The organism is Gemmatimonadales bacterium (genome assembly GCA_035502185.1).
GTDB lineage: Bacteria > Gemmatimonadota > Gemmatimonadetes > Gemmatimonadales > JACORV01 > Fen-1245.
Map to the genome: position 1 here is coordinate 1 of DATJUT010000011.1, position 20,910 is coordinate 20,910.

General features: G+C 73.7%; 16 protein-coding genes. 7 read left to right on the plus strand and 9 right to left on the minus strand.

Features of this window, described 5'->3' with window-relative positions:
• Window positions 1-393: 393 nt before the first annotated feature.
• A complete protein-coding gene (locus tag VMF70_01070; GenBank protein ID HTT66594.1) occupies window positions 394-1,212 on the plus strand; it encodes a formyl transferase in 819 nt (272 codons plus the stop codon).
• On the plus strand, window positions 1,209-2,192 hold the full coding sequence (locus tag VMF70_01075) for a polysaccharide deacetylase family protein (GenBank protein HTT66595.1): 984 nt from the start codon (window positions 1,209-1,211) through the stop codon (window positions 2,190-2,192). The genes VMF70_01070 and VMF70_01075 overlap by 4 nt, the downstream gene beginning before the upstream one ends.
• On the opposite strand, the gene VMF70_01080 is transcribed toward VMF70_01075, so the two are convergent.
• Window positions 2,179-3,306, minus strand: a complete 1,128-nt coding sequence (locus VMF70_01080; GenBank protein ID HTT66596.1) for a glycosyltransferase — start codon at window positions 3,304-3,306, stop codon at window positions 2,179-2,181. The genes VMF70_01075 and VMF70_01080 overlap by 14 nt on opposite strands.
• 143 nt (window positions 3,307-3,449) lie before the next feature.
• On the opposite strand from VMF70_01080, the gene asnB reads away from it, so the two are divergent.
• Window positions 3,450-5,363, plus strand: coding sequence for an asparagine synthase (glutamine-hydrolyzing) (gene asnB, locus VMF70_01085; protein HTT66597.1), 1,914 nt, complete (start codon window positions 3,450-3,452; stop codon window positions 5,361-5,363).
• 7 nt (window positions 5,364-5,370) lie between these two features.
• Here asnB and VMF70_01090 read toward each other — a convergent pair whose 3' ends face one another.
• The 3 genes from VMF70_01090 to VMF70_01100 are packed head-to-tail and all read right to left on the minus strand — an operon-like array spanning window position 5,371 to window position 8,053.
• On the minus strand, window positions 5,371-6,165 hold the full coding sequence (locus VMF70_01090) for a polysaccharide deacetylase family protein (GenBank protein ID HTT66598.1): 795 nt from the start codon (window positions 6,163-6,165) through the stop codon (window positions 5,371-5,373).
• Window positions 6,162-7,355 carry a glycosyltransferase gene (locus VMF70_01095; GenBank protein HTT66599.1) on the minus strand — a complete coding sequence of 398 codons (1,194 nt, stop codon included), beginning with the start codon at window positions 7,353-7,355 and terminating at the stop codon, window positions 6,162-6,164. The genes VMF70_01090 and VMF70_01095 overlap by 4 nt, the downstream gene beginning before the upstream one ends.
• Complete coding sequence (locus tag VMF70_01100) at window positions 7,352-8,053, minus strand: class I SAM-dependent methyltransferase (GenBank protein HTT66600.1); 702 nt, start codon at window positions 8,051-8,053, stop codon at window positions 7,352-7,354. The genes VMF70_01095 and VMF70_01100 overlap by 4 nt, the downstream gene beginning before the upstream one ends.
• 187 nt (window positions 8,054-8,240) lie before the next feature.
• On the opposite strand from VMF70_01100, the gene VMF70_01105 reads away from it, so the two are divergent.
• From VMF70_01105 to VMF70_01120, 4 genes are all read left to right on the plus strand, one after another.
• A complete protein-coding gene (locus tag VMF70_01105) occupies window positions 8,241-10,382 on the plus strand; it encodes an Ig-like domain-containing protein (GenBank protein HTT66601.1) in 2,142 nt (713 codons plus the stop codon).
• A 108-nt stretch (window positions 10,383-10,490) separates the two neighbouring features.
• The gene (locus VMF70_01110; GenBank protein ID HTT66602.1) at window positions 10,491-11,642 is read left to right on the plus strand and encodes a glycosyltransferase; all 1,152 of its coding nucleotides are present in this window, start codon (window positions 10,491-10,493) and stop codon (window positions 11,640-11,642) included.
• 1 nt (window position 11,643) lies between these two features.
• Window positions 11,644-12,771 carry an SGNH/GDSL hydrolase family protein gene (locus VMF70_01115; GenBank protein HTT66603.1) on the plus strand — a complete coding sequence of 376 codons (1,128 nt, stop codon included), beginning with the start codon at window positions 11,644-11,646 and terminating at the stop codon, window positions 12,769-12,771.
• Window positions 12,772-13,020: 249 nt separating this feature from the next.
• Window positions 13,021-14,418, plus strand: coding sequence for an O-antigen ligase family protein (locus tag VMF70_01120; protein HTT66604.1), 1,398 nt, complete (start codon window positions 13,021-13,023; stop codon window positions 14,416-14,418).
• Between the two features lie 16 nt (window positions 14,419-14,434).
• Here the strand turns inward: VMF70_01120 and VMF70_01125 are convergent, their stop codons facing one another.
• From VMF70_01125 to VMF70_01145, 5 genes are all read right to left on the minus strand, one after another.
• A complete protein-coding gene (locus VMF70_01125; protein ID HTT66605.1) occupies window positions 14,435-14,593 on the minus strand; it encodes a DUF5989 family protein in 159 nt (52 codons plus the stop codon).
• Between the two features lie 9 nt (window positions 14,594-14,602).
• Window positions 14,603-14,983, minus strand: coding sequence for an SxtJ family membrane protein (locus VMF70_01130; protein ID HTT66606.1), 381 nt, complete (start codon window positions 14,981-14,983; stop codon window positions 14,603-14,605).
• Window positions 14,980-16,812 (minus strand): carbamoyltransferase, encoded by a 1,833-nt coding sequence (locus VMF70_01135; protein ID HTT66607.1) that lies wholly within the window; start codon window positions 16,810-16,812, stop codon window positions 14,980-14,982. The genes VMF70_01130 and VMF70_01135 overlap by 4 nt, the downstream gene beginning before the upstream one ends.
• 180 nt (window positions 16,813-16,992) lie before the next feature.
• A complete protein-coding gene (locus tag VMF70_01140) occupies window positions 16,993-19,338 on the minus strand; it encodes a glycosyltransferase (protein HTT66608.1) in 2,346 nt (781 codons plus the stop codon).
• Window positions 19,335-20,897 carry a hypothetical protein gene (locus VMF70_01145; GenBank protein ID HTT66609.1) on the minus strand — a complete coding sequence of 521 codons (1,563 nt, stop codon included), beginning with the start codon at window positions 20,895-20,897 and terminating at the stop codon, window positions 19,335-19,337. The genes VMF70_01140 and VMF70_01145 overlap by 4 nt, the downstream gene beginning before the upstream one ends.
• Window positions 20,898-20,910: the final 13 nt, after the last annotated feature.

Here is a 20,910-nt window from a genome sequence, read left to right on the forward strand (position 1 = left end):
CGGGCCCGGAGGCATCGCCCCCACTGGCACGGGCAGGGAGCGGGAAGACTCGGGCTGCTCGGGAACGCTGTCGTTCACGCTGTGACCACCCAGACTCGGTTGAAATCCATGTCGGGACTTTGGGCCTAATCTAGTACCCCGCAGCGGCCCGCGTACACCGGCCCCACCGTCCGTCCCGTCCGACGGGGAACGGGCCGCGACGGCGCGGTCGCATCGTGTCCCAAGCTCTCCCCTCCCGCACGCCGCGAGGAGGGGCCAAACTCACTAACTGATAATCCACCAAGACCTTCGGAATAACAAGCCGTCGCGGGACGCGCCGACGCGGACTAGCTTCTTGAGCCCGCACCGGATGCCCCGCCGGGGCCGGCGCTCCACCCCATCCTACGGACCGACATGCGCCTCGTCCTGCTGACCGGCCAAGGGCCCGAACACCGATACGTGACCGGGGTGCTCTCCCGCGCCTTCCCGGACGAGCTCGCGGCCGTCGTGGTGGCGGAGCCGCCGAGGCGCTCGGCGCTGGCCCGGTGGCGCAGCTACCGCCGCCGCTACACCCTCGCCCAGATCGCCTCGCGGGTGCGGGCGAAGGTGTACGCGCGGCTCACCGGCCGCGCCGCGCGGTGGGCGGCCGCGGCGGGCCGCACCCTGTTCGCGGGCGCCGACGACGGCGCGATGCCGCGCCCCGACCTGGTGCGCGTGTTCCCGGGCCACAACGGCCCCGAGTGCCTGGCGTTCCTCGCGGGGCTCAAGCCCGACGTCATCGCGGTGTATGGCACGGGGGTGATCCGCGAGGGCGTGATGCGGCTGGCGGGGCGCGCCATCCTCAACCTCCACACCGGCGTGTCCCCCCGCTACCGCGGCTCCGACTCGGTCTTCTGGGCGCTCCACAACGCGGAGCCGGAGTGGGTCGGCGCGACCGTGCACGTCCTCAGCCAGGCGCTCGACGCGGGCGGCATCATCGCGACGGTGCGCACGCCCATCGCGGGCGACGAGGACGAGGCCACACTGTTCTTCAAGACCGTGGCGGCCGGGGCGCAGCTGTACGTGGAGACGATCCGCCAGGCGGCCGCGGGAGCCGCCCGGCCGGTGCCGCAGCGGCTCGAGGAGGGACGGGAGTACCGGTTCGTCGATCGCACCGTGGCCGCGGAGCGCCGCGTCGAGCGGCTGCTCCGGGGCGGGCTGCTGGCGCGGTACGCGGCCTCGCGGCGGCCGTGAGCCGCCTCCTGGTCGCCGTGCTCCGGGCGGCCGGCCTGCTGCTCTACCGGCTGCGGCTCCACCGCGCCGTGATGTGGCTCGGCCGCCGCCATCCCAAGGTCCTGCTGTACCACGCCTGCGAGCCGGTCGAGGGCCCCGCCACCTACGGGCTGGCCTCGAACACCCCGCCCGCCCGGTTCGCGGCCGACCTCGACTTCCTGCGCCGGCACTACACCGTGGTGCCGCTGTCGGCGCTCGAGTCCGGGCGCGCGCCCCGGCGCGCCGCGGCCATCACCTTCGACGACGGCTACCGCTCGGTGTACGAGCACGCGTTCCCGCTGCTGCGCGAGCGCGGGATGCCGGCGACCGTCTACCTCGTCACCGACGTGGTCGGCACCGGCGGCATGGTCTGGGTCAACGAGCTGAACTGGCTGCTGCACGAGCGGGGCGAGGTCGCGCGGCCGGCCGCCGCGCGGGCCCTGGGCTGCCCGGCCGGCGCGACGCCGGAGGCGCTGCTCGACGCCGCGCGGGCGCGCTACGACGCCGAGGTCGTTCGCGCGCTGCTGGCGGAGATCCGGGCGGCAACGGGGCCGCCGCCCGCCGATCTGCCGCGCATGCACCTGAGCTGGGACGAGGTCGCCCAGATGCGCGCGCAGGGCATCAGCTTCGGCAACCACACCGCGAGCCACCCGAACCTGGCCCGGCTGAGCGCCGCCGACCAGCGCGCCTCCATGGTGCGGGCCCGCGACGTGCTGCGCGAGCGGATCGGCGCGCCGACCTCGCTCGCCTATCCGTTCGGCGACCACGACGCGACGTCCCGCGCCCTGGCCGTCGAGACGGGCCACGTGTCCGTGATGGAGGTGGGCGGCATCAACGCGCCGCTCGACCTCACCCGCGTGGCGCGCACGCCCGTCCAGGCGCGCTCCGACGCCGAGCTGTTCGCCGAGCTCGAGGTGATCGGGCCGGTGAAAGGGTGGCTGCGGCGGCTCACGCGCTCCTGACGGACGCCACCGCCGGGCGCGTCCGGTCCGCGCCGGCCACCCGCTCCCACACGGCATCCAGCTCGCTCAGCCAGCGCGCCGCCCCGAAGCGCTCCTCCACCACCCGCCGCGCCGCCCGGGCGCGCGCGCGCGCCTCGTCGGGCCGGGCCAGCACCTCGCGCAGCGCGGCCGCCAGCGCGCCGGTGTCGCCCGGCGGCACGACCCGGGCGCTCGAGGCGTCCACCACGCGGCCCACGCCGCCCACCGCGAACGCGACGATCGGCACGCCGGCCGCCATCGCCTCCAGCAGGATCATCGGCGTTCCCTCGGTGCGCGAGCTCAGCACCAGCACGTCGAGGGCGCTGAGCAGCCGGGCGGCCCGCGGTCGCGCCCCCGCGAACCGGAAGCCGGCGGCCGCCCGCGACCGGGCGGCCAGGGCCTCCACGCCGGGGCGCTCCGGGCCGTCGCCGATCAGCACCGCCTGCGCCCCGGGAAGACCGGCCTGCGCGAAGGCGTCCACGAACAGATCGGCGCCCTTCTCCACGCTGAAGCGTCCGACCCAGCCCACGAGCGGCGCCTCGCCCTCGACGCCGAGCGCGCGCCGCGCCTCGTCGCGGGCCAGCGGCGCCGCACCCACGAAGCCGTTGGTGATCACCGTCAGCCGCCCTGCCGCGCACCCGGAGCGCAGCAGCGCCGCGCGCACGGACTCCGACACGCAGACCACCGCCTCGAAGCGCCGCAGCAGCCGCCGGTCCAGCCACTCGTAGAGCCGGTTGCCCGGGCTCCCGCCCGTGTGGCCGTGCACCGTCGCGACCACGGGCACGCCGGCCATGCGGGCCGCGCGCCAGCCGACGAAGTCGGCGTGGTAGATGTGGGTGTGCACGACGGCGATCCCCTGCTCGCGCGCCGCGCGGGCCACCGCGCGCGCCTCCGCCAGGTAGCGGCGGCGGCCGCAGGCGACCTCGGTGACGGCGGCGCCCTCCTCGCGCAGCTCGGCGACCCAGGCGGCCGCCCCGGGGTCCTGCAGCAGGGTCGCGACCCGGAACGGCCGGCCGGCGCTGCGGCTGGCGGCCGCCAGCGCCCGGACGACGGACTCGGCGCCGCCGAAGGGGGCGGGCGCGATGACGTGCAACACCGGGACCTGGGGACCGCCCAACGCAGTTTCCTCCACGGCGACCGATGCGGCTATCTTGCTGCGCGTCAGGCGCGGCGGGCCCCGCACGACGGGCGCCGTCCAGCCCGCCGTTCGAGGCGTTCACCCGGGAGACGAACGGAAGAATGTGCGGCATCGTCGGCATTGTCCACCACGACACGGCGCAGCCGGTCGCCGAACCCGCGATCCGGCGGATGTGCGACGCGATCCGCCACCGCGGTCCCGACGACGAGGGGCGGTACGTCGAGGGACCGGTCGGTCTCGGGATGCGGCGGCTGAGCATCATCGACCTGAGCGGCGGGCACCAGCCGATCTTCAACGAGGACCGCAGCTGCGTCATCGTCTTCAACGGCGAGATCTACAACTACAGGGAGCTGCGCGAGGGCCTGCTCGCCCGCGGACACACCCTCACCACCCACAGCGACACCGAGGCGATCGTCCACCTCTACGAGGAGATGGGCGAGCGGTGCGTGGAGCCGCTGCGCGGGATGTTCGCCCTGGCCATCTGGGACACGCGGCGGCGCCGGCTGCTGCTGGCGCGCGACCGGTTCGGCATCAAGCCGCTGTACGTGGTGGAAGGCCGATGGGGCCTGGCGTTCGCGACCGAGCTGAAGGCGCTCACCGCCCTGGGACTCACCCAGCGCACGCTGGACTGGGAGGCGCTCGACGCCTACTTCCAGCTCGGCTACATCCCCGCGCCGCTGTCGCCGTTCGCCGACGTCCGCAAGCTCGAGCCCGGCTTCACCCTGGTGTGGGAGCCGGGGAAGGCGCCGGTGCGCCGGCGCTACTGGGACCTGCCGAAGCAGCGGGTGGCGGCGCCGGCCGACGCCGAGGACCGGGTGCTGGCCTGGCTGGACGAGTCGGTCAAGGCGCACCTGGTGAGCGACGTGCCGGTGGCGGCGTTCCTGAGCGGCGGGCTCGACTCGTCGGCCGTGGTGGCGTCCATGGCGCTGGCGGGCGAGGTCCCCCACGCGTTCACGGCGCGCTACCACGGCAGCTCGGCCGGGATGGCGGACGAGTCCGGCCTGGCGCGCGCGCTGGCGGACCGCTACGGCGCCAAGCTGTCGGTGATCGACGTGCGGCCCGAGGTGACGCGGATCTTCGAGCCGATCGTCACGGCCCTCGACGAGCCGCACGCGGACGAGTCGGCGATTCCGAGCTGGCTGATCTCGGAGGCCGTGGGGGCCCAGTACAAGGTCGCGCTCACGGGCACCGGCGGCGACGAGATGTTCGCCGGGTATCGCCGGCACATCGGGCTGCTGCTGGGCGGCTACGCCTCCCGCGTGCCCGCGCCGCTGCGGCGCACGGCGTCGGCGATGGCGAACGCGCTGCCGGAGCCGCGCGGCGGCGGGCTCGGCGTGGACCGCCTCAAGCGGTTCCTGCGGACCGGCGAGGGCGAGGCGCCCGACCGGCTGCTCGGCTACTTCAGCCGCCTCCCGGGCCCGCTGCGCGAGCGGCTGTACGCGGCCGGCGTCCGCGGCGCCGTGCCCGGCAACGCGGCGCTCGAGCGGTTCCGCGACGCGCACGCGGACGGCGGGTTCGACGGGAGCCTCTCGGCCGCGCTGTACCTGGACTACAAGACGTACCTGCCCGACGACATCCTGGCGCTGAGCGACCGGATGGCGATGGCGCACCACCTCGAGATCCGCGTGCCGTTCGCCGACCACGTGCTGCTCGAGCAGGTCTTCCCGCTGCCGGACCGCCTCAAGGTGGGCCTCGGCAAGGCCAAGCGGCTGCTGCGGCGCGCCCTGCGCCAGCGGCTGCCCGACGCGCACTTCCGCGCGCCCAAGCGCGGGTTCGTGGGCCCGACGGCCTCGTGGCTGCGCCACGAGCTCAAGGGCATGGTGGAGGACGAGCTGTCGGAGGCGCGGATGCGCCGCCTCGGGTACTTCGATCCCGCGACCGTGACCGGCCTGATGAGTGACCACTTCGGGCGCCGCCACAACCGGGAAGGGATGCTGTGGGAGCTGTTGTGCTTCGGCGTGTGGCACCGCGTCTACGTCGAGAGCCCGGCCCCGCCGGCGTACGGCGCGGGGTGACCGCCTCCTAGTCCCGCGGCTTCCGCGCCGCGCCCAGGAACGCGCGGCGCCATCTGGCGTAGCGCGTCGGCCCCAGCAGGCGCCGGAGCGAGCCCAGGACCGACTCGCGCAGCCGGCGCCGCGCCGAGAGCGACGGATCCGCCTCCAGGATGCGGCGGAACTCGGCCGGCTCGGCGGCGCCGCGCACCGTGGAGCGCCGGATCCAGGCCACGCCCTCGCGCGGCGCCTCCCGGTTGACCCCCCACCGCGACGTCGCGACCACCCGGTAGCCCGCGGCGCCCAGCAGCGGCCGCAGGGACCGGCGGGGCGCGTCGCCGCCCGGCAGCGCGAGGGCGACCGTCTCCTGGCCGAGGGCCGCGTCGATCTCCGCGCGCGCGCCCCCGACCTCCCGCTCGACCCCCGCCGCGTCCAGCTCCGAGAGGAAGGGGTGCGTCCGGGTGTGCGAGCCGATCTCCATTCCCGCCTGCCGCATGGCCCGCAGCTGGTCCCAGGTGACGTAGCCGGGCTGCCCGACCCGCGTCGTGATGACGAAGAACGTCGCGGTCATGCCGCGCGCCACCAGCTCCGGCAGGGCGTGCGCGTAGTGGCCGGCGGTGCCGTCGTCGAAGGTGATCGCGACCCGCGGGCCGGCGCCCGGGCGCGCGGCCTCGCCCACGGAGCAGCCGCGGCAGCCGGCGGCGGCGATGGCGTCCAGGTGCCGGCCGAACGTCTCGCGCGAGACGGCGAAGTAGTCCGCGACCGAGCGGCCCGGCTCGGACCCGGTGACCTCGTGGTACATCAGGCACACCCAGCCGCGGCTCACGTCGCCGGGAGCGCGGCCGGCCGCGGCGCCGCCACCTCGCCCAAAATGCCGAGCAGCTCGGCGGCCCGCTTCTCCCAGGTGTGCCGGCGGGCGACGGCCTGCCGGCGCGCGCGGGCGGCCGGGTCGCGCTCGGCCAGCGCGCCCGCCACCGCGGCCGTGAACGCCGCGCGATCGGCGGCGACGGTCACGCTGTCCCGGTACTTGAGGACCTCCGGGATGTCGGTGGTCACGACGGGGATGCCGGCGGCGAGATACTCGAGCAGCTTGAGCGGATCCACCGCGCGCGTCCAGTCGTTGAGCACGTACGGGATGATGCCGACGTCGAACGCCTGCACGTAGGCCGGCAGGTCGGCGTAGGGCCGCGGGCCGAGCAGGTGGACGTTCGGGAGCCGCAACGGCTCCACGTCCACGGAGACGGGGCCCACCAGCACGACGGAGCCGCCGGGATTCCGGGCGGCGAGATCGCGGATCATGTCGAGATCGCAGCACGCGCTGACGCCGCCGGCGAAGCCCACCAGCGGCCGGGGGAGCCGCGCCAGCTCGGCCGGCACCGGCCGCGGCGCCGAGAAGTGGTCGTAGTTCACGCCCTGCGGCAGGTAGTGCGTCCGGCCCGTGCGCGGGACCTTGGTGAGCGTGAGGCTCTTCGCCGTGCACACCACCGCGTCCACGCGGGCCAGCAGGCGCTGCTCGAGCGGGCCGATCATCTCGGCGGTGGCGCTCGGCAGGTGGAGGAAGTCGTCCATGCAGAGGTAGACGGCGCCGCGCTCGCCGAGCCGCCCGAGCGCGCCCACCGACGGCGGCGAGCCGGTCACGACCAGCGGCGGCACGCGGGCCCCGAGCCCGGCGAGCGCCCCGCGGATGGCGCCCACCATCGCCCGCACGTTGTAGCGGTAGACGAGCGGATGGTCGTGCCAGGGAAAGACGCGCGGCTGCACCACCACCGCCGGGTCCGGGTACCCGGCGCCGCCCACCAGGACCGACGTCTTGGCGCCGCCGAGCATCGCCCGCGCCTTGTGGAGGGCGCGCCCGACGTCGGCCATCCCCAGCCGCGGCTTCCGGTGGCCGATCCCGTTGACCCAGACGACCGGGAAGTCCGGGATGATCCACCGGAACAGGTGCTGCATGGTCGAGACGTTGCGGCCCCAGTCGTCGCCGAAGACGACGATCGGGGTGCCCGACGGCAGCGTCACGCCGCGCGCTTCTCCAGGATGATCAGGAACTTGTTGGCGCGGAACCGGTTCGGCAGCCAGGCGGTGAGCACCTCGTAGCCGTGCCGCAGCCACCCCAGGTTGTCGGACCACTTGCGGTCCACGTAGTGCACGCCGGTGACCCCGAAGCCGAGCCGCGCGAACGCCCGCCGGACCCGCCCCGGGCGCAGCGCGCGCTGGTTCGGCGTCATGGCGGAGATGCCGATGAAGCGGTTGACCACGTTGTTGGCCAGCCAGGTGAGCAGGTTCTGCGCGTTGGGCTCGTAGGCGATGACCTTGTCGCGCGCGACGCGCGACAGCTCGAGCGGCAGCTTGTCGAGCCTCGGGAAGTGATGCAGCAGCAGGAAGGTCCACGCCACGCTGACCGCGCCGTCCTTGAGCGGCAGCCGCTCCGCGTCGGCGACGAAGAACCGGCCGGGGAGCTTCTCCTTCGCGAACCGCGCCCGGGCCGAGCGCACGCCTTCGCGGGTGAGGTCCACGGCGATGACGTCGCAGCCGCGCCGCGCGAGCCGCACGGCGTGGGCGCCCGTCCCGCAGCCGAGGTCGAGGACCGGGCCGGCCGGCGGCTTGGGGAGCGCCAGGTCGTGCAGCTCCTCGTAGCCGCTGGTGATGTGCTCGTTCTCCGGGTTCTTCTCGAACAGGTCGGCGTAGAACTTCCGTTCGGCCACAAGGTCTTGCATCTCTCTCCGGTCTCCTGCTTGGGGCCGGGCCCCGGTCGGGCCGGGCCGGCGGTCGGTTCGTGGTCGGGAGCGCAGCCAAAAATAGCGCCTCGCGCCGATCCGCGCCGCCCCGGCGGGTCCCGCGGGATCGGGGAGCCTGGTTACATTCTTCCTCGAGACCCGGTCAACTTGTGGAGTCCCCAGGCCAATGAGTCGTCACCGAGAGCCGCCACCGCTCATTCCCCCGGCCCTGCTGCGCGCCGGGGACCCCATCGGCCGCCGACAGTTCGTCCGGACGGCCGGGGGGATCTTCGTCGCGGCTTCCGGCTTCGCCTGCACCGACAAGCTGCCCGGCGCGCTGCAGGTGCTCGCGCCCGACCCCGACCTGTGCACGGTGACGGTGTCGGCCGCGGCGATCGCCGCGGGCGGCACGGCGACGCTGACGCTGCAGGCCAAGGGCACGTCGGGCGCCGACCTCACCAGCGGCGGCGCCTCGGTGGTGTTCACGGCGAGCGGCGGCACGTCCGCCGGCACGATCTCGGCGACGGTGGACCACGGGGACGGGACCTACACGGCCGTCTACACCGGGACCGCCGCCGGCACCGCGCAGTCGATCGGTGCGACCGTGAACGGCGCGGCGGTGACGACGGCCATGCCCACGGTGACCGTCACCCCGGCGGTGGCCGACGCCACCCGGTGCACGATGAGCGCGTCGCCCGCCTCGATCGCGATCGGCGCGACCTCGACCCTGACGCTGCTGGCCCGGAACTCGTCGGGCGTCGCGCTGGCGACGGGCGGCGACACGGTGGTGTTCACCGCGAGCGGCGGCACGGCGACCGGCACGATCTCGGCCACCACCGACCACGGGGACGGCACCTACACCGCGGTCTACACCGGCACGGGCGCCGGCACCGCGCAGACCATCAGCGCGACCATCGACGGATCGGCGGTCACGACCACGAGTCCCAGGGTCACGGTGACGACCGCCGCGCAGGCGCCCGACCCGACCAAGTGCACGGTGACGGTCTCGGCCGCCACCATCGCGGTGAACGGCACGTCCACGATCACCCTGCAGGCGATCAACTCGGCCGGCGCCAACCTCACGACCGGGGGCGCGGCCGTGCAGTTCACGGCCAGCGGCGGCACGTCGCGGGGCACGATCTCCTCCACCGTGGACCACGGCGACGGGACCTACACCGCCGTCTACACCGCGACGACCGCCGGCACGGCGCAGACGATCGGCGCGACCGTCAACGGCGCGGCCGTCACGACGGCGCGGCCCACCATCACGGTGACCGCGGGCTCGCAGGTGGTGGATCCGACCAAGTGCACGGTGAGCGTGTCGCCGCCCACGGTGACGGTGAACGGCACGTCCGTCATCACGCTGCAGGCGAAGAACTCGTCGGGCGCGAACGTCACGGTCGGCGGCGCGACGGTGGTCTTCACGGCCAGCGGCGGCACCTCGACCGGGACGATCTCGGCCACCACCGACCACAACAACGGGACCTACACCGCCATCTACACGGGCACCGGCGTCGGGACGGCGCAGACCATCGGGGCGACCGTCAACGGCGCGGCCGTCACGACCGCGCTGCCGACCATCACGGTGAGCGGCTCGTTCCAGGCGCCGGACATCATCAACAACTACGGCTTCGAGAGCGGCTTCGGCCCGTTCAACAACGGCGGCGGGGGCACGCCCGACTCCGTGATCGACGCCACCCTGGCGTACGAGGGCACCCACTCGCTCAAGTACGCGTTCGCCCCGTCCGGCAGCGACACGGGCTCCAGCACGTACTCCGAGGCGTCGGCCAACTACGACCGGCTGTGGGTGCGCGTGTACTTCCGCCTCACCAACCACGTCACGTCCACCTGGAAGTTCATCCGCTTCTACGACAACTCGATCAGCACCAACGCGGGCGGGGTCTGGATCGAGAAGGACGGCGGCGCCCTGGGCGGCAACGGGCTGGTGTGCGTGGGCTGGGACCAGGAGAACGGCGCGATCATCACCACGATCGGGCTCACCGAGGCGCAGGTCATCGACGGCAACTGGCACTCGCTCGAGGTGGACTTCCAGCGCAACGGCGGCGCCTCGGGCTTCCCGGAGGCCGCGTTCTGGTTCGACGGGAACCCCCAGTACCCCGAGCTGAACGGCCACTCGACGGTGCAGTACTACGGCTCCGGCAACAAGTCCACCTGGGTGAACGGGCGCGTCAACGCCGGCGAGCGCGCGTCGAGCACGAAAATCGGCGCCATCGAGTGGATGGGCACGCTGAACGGGGGCAACGCGGCGAGCGGCCAGTGCAACATGGACTACATCGGCGTCAGCTCGCTGGGGCGGATCGGGCCGTGACCGTGGCGGGCGAGCCACGCACCACGTAGCATACCGGGGCCCGACGACGGCCCCGGTTTCGCAGGCGGGACCGCGCGCGGGCGGGCCCCAGCCAGCGCCGAGCCGCGCGTGGAGGACGGGATTCCAGCCGATCTGCCGCCGGTCGTCCGCGTCACCCACGTGGTCTTCGACTTCGAGGGCGGCGGCCTCGAGAGCCTCGTGGCCGCCATGGCGGGGCGGTTCCGGGGCACCCGGGTCGAGGTCTCGCTGATCACCCTGGGCGGCCGCGAGGGCCGCCTCGGCGCGGCCACCCGCGACCGCTTCGACCAGTTCGTGGTGGCGCGGCCCACCCGCGGGCTCTCGATGCTCCGCCCCGTCGGCCTGGCGGCGGAGATCCGCCGCACCCGCGCCGACGTCGTGCACCTGCACAGCGGATCGTGGTACAAGGGCGCCAAGGCCGCGCGGCTGGCCGGCGTCGGGCGCGTGGTGTACACCGAGCACGGCCGCGAGCACGACGACCCCCGGCTCATGCGGTTGCTGGACCGCCGCGCCGCCGAGCGCACCACGGTGGTGGTCGCCGTGTCGACGCGGCTGCGGGACTACCTGGCGGACACCGTCGGCGTCGATCCCGCGAAGCTCCGGGTCGTGCACAACGCGGTGGACACGACCGCCTTCGCACCCGGCGCGGCGCCGGCCGACCTCAGGGCGCAGCTCGCGATCCCGGCGGACGCCTGGATCGTCGGCAGCGTGGGACGGCTCGAGCCCGTCAAGGCGTACGAGCGGCTGATCGACGCGGCTGCGGCGCTGCGCGGGGGCCTCGGCCGGCCGCTGGCCGTCGTGATCTGCGGCGACGGCAGCCAGCGCGCGGCGCTGCGCGAGCGGGCCGAGCGCCTCGGAATCGGCGACCTGGTGCGCCTGCCCGGCTGGACCGACCTGCCGGTGCGCTTCTACCGCCTGCTGGACGCGTTCGTCCTGAGCTCGAGGAGCGAGGGGGAATCGGTGAGCCTCATGGAAGCGATGGCCTGCGGGATCCCGCCGGTCGTGACCGACGTCGGCGCGAACGCCGAGATCGTGGGTGCCGACCTGCGCGACCGGGTGGTGCCGGCCGAGCGGCCGGACGCGCTCGCGGAGGCGATCGCCGCGACCCTGAACGCGCCCGACCGCGCGGCCACGGCGGCGCTGGTGCGGCGGCGCGCGGTCGAGCACTACGGCCTCGACGCGATGATCGCGGCCTACGAGCGGCTGTACCGCGGCGCGAACGGCGCCGCGGGGGCTTCCTGACGTGGCCGGCGCGGGCCGGCTGAAGCGGGCGGCGGCCGCGGCCGCCCTCCTCGCGTTCGCGCTGCTCGTCGCCGCCGGCCTGGCGGAGGGAGCGCTGCGGGCGCTCGCGGCGGCGGGCAACCGGCTCGCGCGGCAGGTCGCCGCCGTCGATCCGTTCGCGATCAAGATCGAGCCGCACGGAGCGTTCGGCTACCGCCAGCGGCCGGGCGCGGTGCTGGTGTACGGGAACGGCACCCGCGCCACCGCCAACGCCGAGGGATTCCGCGGCCCGGAGGTGACGGTCCCCAAGCCGCCCGGCACCTTCCGCGTCGTGCTCCTGGGCGAGTCCTCGACCCACGGCTGGTACGTGGACGACAGCCTGACCATCGACGCGTACCTGCGGCAGATCCTGGCGGCCGAGCGCCCCGACCTGCGCTGCGAGGCGGTGAACCTCGCCTACGACGGATACGACGCGTACCAGATGTGGCAGCGGCTGCTCGACGACGGCGCGCGCCTGCAGCCGGACCTGGTGGTGGTGAACGCGGGCGCGAACGACGTCCGCAACGCCAAGTACGCGGGCCTGGGCGATCCCGACCCGCGCACGCTCATCTGGGAGGCGGACCTGCGGCGGCTGCGGCAGGAGCGCGCCGCCGGAGGGCCGTCCGCGTGGACGCGGGTCAAGCACTGGCTGTACCTGGCGCGCTTCCCTGGCGTGGTGCGCGAGGACCTCGCACGGCGCCGCGGCGGCGCACGGGGGACCGCGCCCCGCGGCCCCTACCCCGACGCGGCGAACAACTTCGAGCGCAACCTCGAGCGCATCGCCGACGTGGCGCGCGGCCTCGGCGTCCCGCTGCTGCTCTCGACCCCGCCGTCGGCCCTGCTGCTGCCGGACGCGCCCCGGCACATGCCGCCGCGCGACTACTGGCTCGCGGACGCCGCGACCACCCAGCGCTATCGCGACACGCTGGCGGCCCGGCTCCGGGGTCTGGCGGCGCGACTGGAGGCGGCGGGCCGGCCCGTGCGCCTCGTGAGCCACACGATGCCCGGCCGCTTCTTCCTGGACGACGTGCACCTCACGGCCGAGGGGAACCGGCGGATGGCGGCGGACTTCGCGGCGGCCATCACGCCCTTCCTGCCGCCCAAGCGGTGAGAGGCTGAGCGCGGCGCCGGGCGTCGCGCCAGCGCCGCGCCACCATCGCGGCACGTGCTGCGGCGTTGCGCAGACGCCATACCGCGCCTCGGACGACGACCCGGCCTCGGAATGGCGGAAGGCGAGTCGCCGCATCGAGATAGGCGCGCGTTGCGGGTTTCGCCGCATCGGCATGAGATTTGTTCAGGATAGTGCGGATGAAGTGCCCCAACCGTCCCGCCGTGAGGTAGACAGCTGACTCAGGTCCCGATGCCCCAGTTCCTCCCGCTGATGGCGCCGCCGCGCCGGGCCCCCAGCCCTGCGGCGAAGGCGCCGGCCGCCAGGGCGGAGCGGACCAGCGGGATGCTGCTGTTCCTGTACCTGATGTGGGGCTTGAACGTCTTCGACCCGCAGTGGTGGATCGCCAGTCTGGGCCCGCAGATCGCCCTCAAGGTGCCCACCCTGCTGTTTGCCGTGCTGCTGGTCGTGACGATCCTCCGGGCGCCGCGCCGCCTCCTGGCACCGCTCCTGGTGTTCCTGGCGTACACGCTGGTCTCGCTGCCCTTCGCCTACGTGCGCGGCCAGGCCATGGATGTGGCCAAGGCGCTGATCGTCTACTACACGCTCGCCCTCGCGACGATGACGCTGGTGCGCACGGCGAAGCAGGCCGTGCCGATCATCCTGATGGCGCTGGCCGTGCAGTACGGTGTGTGGGTCGTCCTCGGGGCCAGGACCGGACAGGTCCTGTGGCACCCCGCGTACTTCAACTACGACAGCTTCGGCCCGTTGATGGTCCTGGGGATGGCCGGCCTGTACTGGGTCGGCATGGCGACCAAGAACCGCCGCTGGCGGCGCGTCGCCTTCCTGGTGGCCGCCGGCTGCATCGTCGGGCTGGTGGTGTCGTTCGCCCGCGGGGCCGTGCTGTCGGCGGGTGTGGTGGCGTTCTGGGTCTGGGTGCGGTCGCCGCACAAGGTCCGGACGGCCTCGATGGGCATCGCGGCCCTGGTCATCCTGGCCGTCGCGGCGCACTTCTACAACGGCGCCAAGTCCGCCGTCGAGTCGGGCAAGGCCTCCACCAACTTCTGGACGGAGATGGGCACCAGCTTCGACCCTAACGAGGGGACGCGGCAGGACCGCCAGGTGCTGTGGCAGCTGGCCCGGCGGGAGTACGTGTCGAACCCGGTGTTCGGCGTCGGGCCCAACTGCTTCGGGGCCTACGCGGCCGATCACTACGCGGCGGGCACGGTGGGCGGCCAGTACGACGAGAACCCCAAGACGCTGTGGGGCCGGGCGCTGCACAACACCTACTTCCAGCTGCTGTCGGAGTTCGGCACCGTGGGGGCGGCGATCTTCCTGTGGATGGTGTGGGATTTCTTCCGGCTCAACCGGAAGCTGCGCCACCAGCGGCGCCGGGAGACCTGGGCCGCGCAGTCCGGCGGGCAACTCGACCTCCGGTACCTGTCGTTCGGCCTCGAGGCCAGCATGCTGGCCTTCCTGCTGACGGCCTACTTCTACAACCAGATCTTCGACGTGCACTGGTTCTACACGCTGCTCACCATCAACGCGCTGCTCGTGCACCTGACGCGACCCAACGGCAAGGCGGCGCCGGCACGGGCCCGCGGCGCGGCCGGAGCGCCGGCGCTGGCGATGGTCGGCCGGCCGCGCTGACGGCGCGGCGCGGCGCTCAGAAGATCGTGTAGATGAACGGCGCCAGGGCCGACCCCTGCGCGAAGATCAGCAGCGCCCCCACCAGCAGCAGCACCACGATGATGGGCAGCAGCCACCACTTCTTGCGGACCTTCATGAAGGCCCACAGCTCGCCCAGCAGCCCCCGCTTGGCCATGGTCGGATCCTAGAATTGGCGTTCGATGTCGCTGCGCCCACCCGAGGCCGGCGGCGCCCAGAACCCCCCGTCCCGCTCGGGGTGCACCAGGGCGCGGCGTCCCAGGAGCCGCATCAGCAGGCCGATGGGCGTCACGACGACGAAGAACACGACGCCCATGAAGACCGGGGTCGTGACCTTCGAGATGAGCCGCGCGAGCCCCATCCACGCCCGCTCGAGCGGCCCGAGCCGCGTGGGCACGAGCAGCGCCGCCAGCACGAGCAGGCCGCCGAGCCCGGCGCCCACCGCCGCGGCCGCCTCGCGGTGCCGCCAGAAGTGCAGCAGCGCCGCCAGCACCAGGAACGCGAGGCCGACGGTCAGGCCGAACTTGCGGCCCTGCGCCGCGGTCAATCGAGCTGGAATTCCTGCTTCCAATTCTCCGTCTCCTTCCAGGCCGGCTGCTCCGCCTTGTGCAGCAGGAACGGGCCGAGGACCAGGGCGTCGATGTGGGTCCGCATGAAGCAGGTGTGCGCGTCCTTCGGGGTGCACACGATCGGCTCGCCGCGGACGTTGAACGACGTGTTCACCACCACCGGGCAGCCGGTCAGCTTCTCGAACTGTCCGATGAGGTCGTAGTAGTCGGGGTTGACGTCCCGGCTCACGGTCTGCACCCGGGCGGAGTAGTCGATGTGGGTCACCGCCGGGATGTCGGACCGCGGCACGTTGAGGAGGTCGAGTCCCCACAGCCGGCGCTGGTCGGTCGTCATGGGGATCTGCCGCTCCTTCTTGACCGGCGCCACGAGCAGCATGTACGGCGAGTCGCAGTTCATCTCGAACCAGTCGCATACGCGCTCGCGCAGCACGCTCGGCGCGAACGGGCGGAACCCCTCCCGGAACTTGATCTTGATGTTCATCTGCGCCTGCATCCGCGGGCTGCGCGGGTCGCCGAGGATGCTGCGCGAGCCCAGCGCGCGCGGGCCGAACTCCATCCGCCCGTTGAACCAGCCGACGATCTTCTCGTCGGCCAGGAGCCTGGCCGTCGTCTCCAGCAGCGGCTGGCGGTCGAGCCGGTGGTACACCGCGCCCGCCGACTCGAGGAACGCCTCGATTTCCGCGTCGCTGTAGGACGGGCCGAGGTACGCGCCCTTCATCGTGTCCCTGCCGGGCGTCACGGTGCGCGGCCGCTTCAGGTGGCGGTGCCAGATGAGCTGCGCCACGCCCAGCGCGCCGCCCGCGTCGCCGGCGGCCGGCTGGATCCACAGCCGCTTGAACGGGCCCTCGCGCAGGATCTTCCCGTTGCCCACGCAGTTGAGGGCCACGCCGCCCGCGAGGCACAGGTTCTCCTGGCCCGTCACTTTGTGCACCGTCCGGGCCATCCGCATCATCACGTCCTCGCACACGTCCTGCACCGAGCGCGCGAGGTCCATGTCCCGCTGCGACAGCTTGGTCTCCGGCACGCGCGGCGGCCCGCCGAACAGGTCGTGGAACCGCCCGTTCGTCATCGTCAGGCCACCCAGGTAGTCGAAGTAGTCCTGGTTCAGCCGGAACGAGCCGTCGTCCCGCAGGTCGATGAGGTGATCGTAGATCAGCTTGACGAACCTGGGCTCGCCGTACGGCGCCAGGCCCATCACCTTGTATTCGCCCGAGTTGACCTTGAAGCCCGTGTAGTAGGTGAAGGCGGAGTAGAGCAGCCCGAGCGAGTCCGGCCAGAACAGCTCCTTCAGCAGCTCGATGTCGTTCCCCTTCCCGACGCCGAACGACGCGGTGGCCCACTCCCCCACGCCGTCCATCGTCAGCAGCGCCGCCTCCTCGAACGGCGAGGGGAAGAACGCGCTCGCGGCGTGCGACTCGTGGTGCTCCGCGAACAGCATCTCGCCCTCGTAGCCCAGCTTGGCCCGCAGGTCCCGCTCGGTGAACAGCTTCTCCTTGATCCACAGCGGGCCCGCCATCAGGAACTGCTTGAAGCCCCGGGGAGCCGTGCCCAGGTACGTGTCGAGGATGCGCTCGAACTTCAGGATCGGCTTGTCGTAGAAGCCGACGGCCGTCAGGTCCTGCGCCGTGATGCCCCCCGCCTTGAGGCAGTAGGCCACGGCGTTGGCCGGATAGTTCGCGTCGCCCTTCTTGCGGGTGAAACGCTCCTCCTGCGCGGCCGCCACGATCTCGCCGTCCCGGAGCAGGCAGGCGGCGCTGTCGTGGTAGAACGCGGAGATGCCGAGAATCAGCTGTGGCGTCGTGGTCACGCAGCCTCGTGGCGGTAGATCGGGATGCCTGTCAAGCAAGAAGCGCGCACCGGAGCCCGGCGAGCGCCGTTAAACGTAAGTTGGCCTCGCTCCGTGGACTACGGCCGTCCCCGCCGACAGCGGCGGGTGCGCGAGTGCCGCGTTGTTGCGGACGTGCAACAGAAAGGACGCTGCCCACGATCAAGCCCCGTCCGCCGGCACCAGCACCTTCGCCATCCGCCTCGCCAGCGTAGCGTAGTCGAACGCCTCCGGCGTGCCCGTCACCGCCGGCGCGCGACCCCGCCACAAGGCTTCGAACAGATCGGCGAGGCCGGCCACGTCGTCCGGCGCCACCACGTAGGCCCCCAGCCTCCCGGCCTCGGCCGCCGACGCGCTGTCCGTCTCCGTGATCACGACGGTCGGGACCCGCATCGCCAGCAGCTCGTAGAGCTTGGCGGGGATCATCACCTGCTGGTCCTGCGCCAGGACGATCGAGGCCGACGACCCGGCGGCGAGGCGCAGCGCCTCGGCCCGCGACACCACGCCGGCCAGATGGACGTAGGCCTCGAGTCCGGCGCGGCTCGTCTGCGCGCGCAGGTCCGCCTGCCGGCCCTCGTCCAGGTGTCCGGCGACGTGAATGCGCGCCTCGGCCGGTCCGATCTCCGGATGCCGGTCGAGCAGCGCCCGGAACGCGCTCAGCACCGGGCCGAGGTTGCGCCTGATGTAGAGCGTGCCGGCGTGCACGATGGTGAGCCCGGGCTCCCGCACGGCCTCCACTCCGGGCAGCTGCTCCGGATCCACGCCGTTGCGCACCCAGGTGGCCTTCCGCGCCGGAAACCGCGCCGCGACCGCCTCGGCCAGCTCGGGCGTGTTCGCGATCGCCTCGCGCGCGACCTCGAACACCCGGCGCTCCAGGCGGCGCGCGAGGGCGCGCGCGATCCCGGACGCGTACAGCTCCGTGAACCAGGGGTCGCGGAAATCCACCACCAGCGGCACCCGCTCCGCCGCACAGGCCCGGGCGCCGACCACGTGCGCGGTGTGCGGCGGGCCGCTGGTGACCACCACGTCCGGCTCGACGGCACGAATCAGCTCGCGGGCCCGCCGCGTCGCGCGCAGCGTCCAGCCGCGGCTCTGATCCGGGAAGCCGAGGAGCGACGCGAGCCGGCGCCTGAGGCTCGGCGACGCCGGGACCATGGTGCCGTCGCCGCCCTGCGGCGCGGCCGGCGCGGCGCCGGCGCCGGCGGTCCGGCGCCGCAGCAGCCCGCGCGCCTTCCGCGCGAGGGCGTTGTACGCGTCGTTCAGCGTCGCGCGCCGCGGGCAGACGTGCACCTGCACGCCGTCGCGCAGCCCGGCCGGCGTGGCCGTCGAGCCCGTGAGGACGTGGACCTCCCAGCCCTGCCGCACGAGGTACTTCGAGAGGCCCGCCCACCGCAGGCCTCCGACCGCCCCGTCGGGCGGATAGTGGTAGCTCACGACCAGCAACCGCCTCGGGCGCCGGACGACGAGGGGCGCCGGCCGGCCGGCCGCCGGGCCCGCCACGCTCGCCGCGCCCGGCGGGCGACGAGCGGCACCCGGCTGGAGCAACGCCGCCTCGCCGACGGTGGCGAACGCGACGCTCGCCGTGCGCGCGAGGCCGTCGAGGAACCGGGCGATCCAGTCGTGCAGCCGCTCCACGTCAGCGCGCGAGCGCGCGAAGGGCGACAGGCCGGGCCGCAGCGTGGGGCTGTGCAAGGTCAGATGCAGGTGCGTCACGCCGTGGGCGGCGAGGAGCCTCGCCAGCCGCAGGCCGTCGGCCGGCGAGCTGATCTCGGGGCTCAGCATGACCTTCTGGAGCAGCCCCAGGCGGGCCGCGACGCCCGCGAGCCGCAGCCGCCGCAGCCCGCTGCCGGTCAGCGCGCCGTGGACGCGCGACCAGCGCTCGAACGGCCAGCGCGTGTACCCGCAGGACAGCGGGACTTCCACCAGGGGGCCGCCCGCGACCCCGAGGCACGGGTCGGTCGTGCCGTCGAGGGCGTAGATCGAGAGCGGCGCCCCGACGAAGTCGGCGCCGTCGTCCATCTCCACCCACGACACCCACGGGGTCACGCTGCTGTCGACGAGGTAGCCCTGCTCGATCAGGGCCTGCGTGGTGTCCCGGCCCAGGCCGTAGCGGCCGGCCCGGAACGAGGTCGGGCGCACGCCGGTCCCCAGCGCGATGGCACGGGTGAGGCCGGCGAGCTTGGCGCACTGCAGCGGCGGCGGCAGGTTCTTGGTCATCGAGTTGCGCGCCACGAACTCCTCGTCCAGCGGCGGCGTGTTCCAGGGGTGCAGGTGCGCGCCGACCTCGGCGCGCCCGCCCTGGGACAGATCTCGCAGGATGCCCGCCGCCCACGGCACGGTGGCAACCTGCCAAGTCGTGAAGTAGGTCGGCCGCAGGCCGAGCCGCTCGCAGCGGGCCTGGAAGCCGGGCAGCTCGCGGATGTTGTCCACGGTGACGCCGGTGCGCGCGCGTCCCCAGTTGTCCTCTTCCGTGTCCACCGACACCAGCACGGCCATCGGTGCGGTCACGCGTCCGCCCCGGAGTCGGATCCGTTGCGCCCCAGCAGCCTCTTCGCCATCCGCTTGACGGGCCGCGGCACGAGCCGCAGCAGGCCGGCCCATTCCAGCGTCCGGCGCAGGGCGGCCTGGGCGCCGACCTGCGGCCAGCCGTTGATGGGCTCGACCAGCACGTCGGGCCACAGGCGCCGGATCAGGGACCGGAAGAGGTAGTAGGCGGGCTCCTGGCGGTAGCGCTCCGAGACGCCGAGCAGCGTGGTGAGCAGGGTGCGGCAGCTGAACGGGGCGAAGGACTCGCGGGCGATGTCGAGCTCGGCCAGGAGCGCGGCCTGCAGCCGGCCCGCCTCCTGCTCCCAGGCGAACAGGTCCCGCAGCGGCACGTTGTGGCGGTGGGCCCGCGCGCCCGCGAGCCACCGCTCGAAGGCCGCCAGCGCGAACGGGTGCTCCGGCAGCCGGGTCAGCGCCGCGAGGTCGCGCGCGGTCAGGTCCCCGCCGGCGAAGCGCCCCGAGGCGTCGTCGCACCGGACGATCTCTCCCGCGTCGCCCGAGACGATCACGCCTCCGTCCGGGGATCCGTCGAGCACCGCCTGTGCCAGCGCGCAGTACGGCTCGAAGGCGGGGGTGACGTTGCGCCGGTAGGTCGCGGCGAACGCGTCGTCGATCCGGCTCCGGCCGTCGAGGATCGCGTGCCTCAGTCCCATGCGCGCCAGCAGCCTGGACGGCACGGTGACGTCGGGTGCGTCCTCCGTCTTCTCACCGAACAGACCCGTGTAGTAGAAGGCACTTCCCGAGGCCGCGCGGCTCGCCGCCAGCGTGATGCGGCTGTCCCAGCCGGCCGTGAGCGCGGGCATCAGCGCGAACCGCCCGCCCACGCCCTCCATCAGCCCCGTGATGATCTCGAGGCTGCGGCCGAGCGCCGCCCGGCGCGTCGTCACGGGCACGTCCGTCACCGGCCAGTACCTGGTCGGCCGCCCCGTGCGCAGATCCAGGTAGTGGTTGGGCAGGAGGACCCGGACCCCGTGGTAGGGCGTGGCGTCGCCGGGGAACCACAGCAGGCTCGTGTGGCGATCCGGGTCGGCCGATGCGAGGAAGGCGGCGGCCTCATCGTCCGTCCTCGCGCCGACGACCTCGGCCAGCAGCGCGGGCTGGGAGGCGCACCACCGCTGTCCGGGCGCCGGCCCTTCGGTGTAGGCGACCTGGCGCAGGCCGGCCGCGTCGGCGAACAGGATGGTCCGCTCGCCGTCGTGCACGACGAGCACCCACCGTCCCCCGAGGGAGGCGGTCCGCTCCAGCACGTCGCCGCCGGCGCGGGCGCCGTCCAGCAGCGCGGCGAGGATCTCGGCGTCGCCGGCCGCGGGGTGCGACGGGTCGACGACGTAGCCCAGCAGGACGGCCGATCGCTCCCCGGCGGCGACACGGGTGACGCCGAGGTCAGGATGGACGGTCAGCCAGAGGTCGGGGCCGAGAGCGACGTGCTGCCACGAGGGAAAGCGGTCGACCGCACGGGGGCCGAGGACGAACTGGCGCCGGAACAGCAGCCGCTGGAGCGCCGCCGGATCGTACCGGCTCATGGCGGCGGCCGTC

Excerpts from the sequence above, each read along its gene's own strand:
- VMF70_01070 (HTT66594.1), top strand. The coding sequence starts at position 394 with ATGCGCCTCGTCCTGCTGACCGGCCAAGGGCCCGAACACCGATACGTG.
- asnB (HTT66597.1), top strand. The coding sequence starts at position 3,450 with ATGTGCGGCATCGTCGGCATTGTCCACCACGACACGGCGCAGCCGGTC.
- VMF70_01100 (HTT66600.1), bottom strand. The coding sequence starts at position 8,053 with ATGCAAGACCTTGTGGCCGAACGGAAGTTCTACGCCGACCTGTTCGAG.
- VMF70_01105 (HTT66601.1), top strand. The coding sequence starts at position 8,241 with ATGAGTCGTCACCGAGAGCCGCCACCGCTCATTCCCCCGGCCCTGCTG.
- VMF70_01120 (HTT66604.1), top strand. The coding sequence starts at position 13,021 with ATGCCCCAGTTCCTCCCGCTGATGGCGCCGCCGCGCCGGGCCCCCAGC.
- VMF70_01125 (HTT66605.1), bottom strand. The coding sequence starts at position 14,593 with ATGGCCAAGCGGGGGCTGCTGGGCGAGCTGTGGGCCTTCATGAAGGTC.
- VMF70_01145 (HTT66609.1), bottom strand. The coding sequence starts at position 20,897 with ATGAGCCGGTACGATCCGGCGGCGCTCCAGCGGCTGCTGTTCCGGCGC.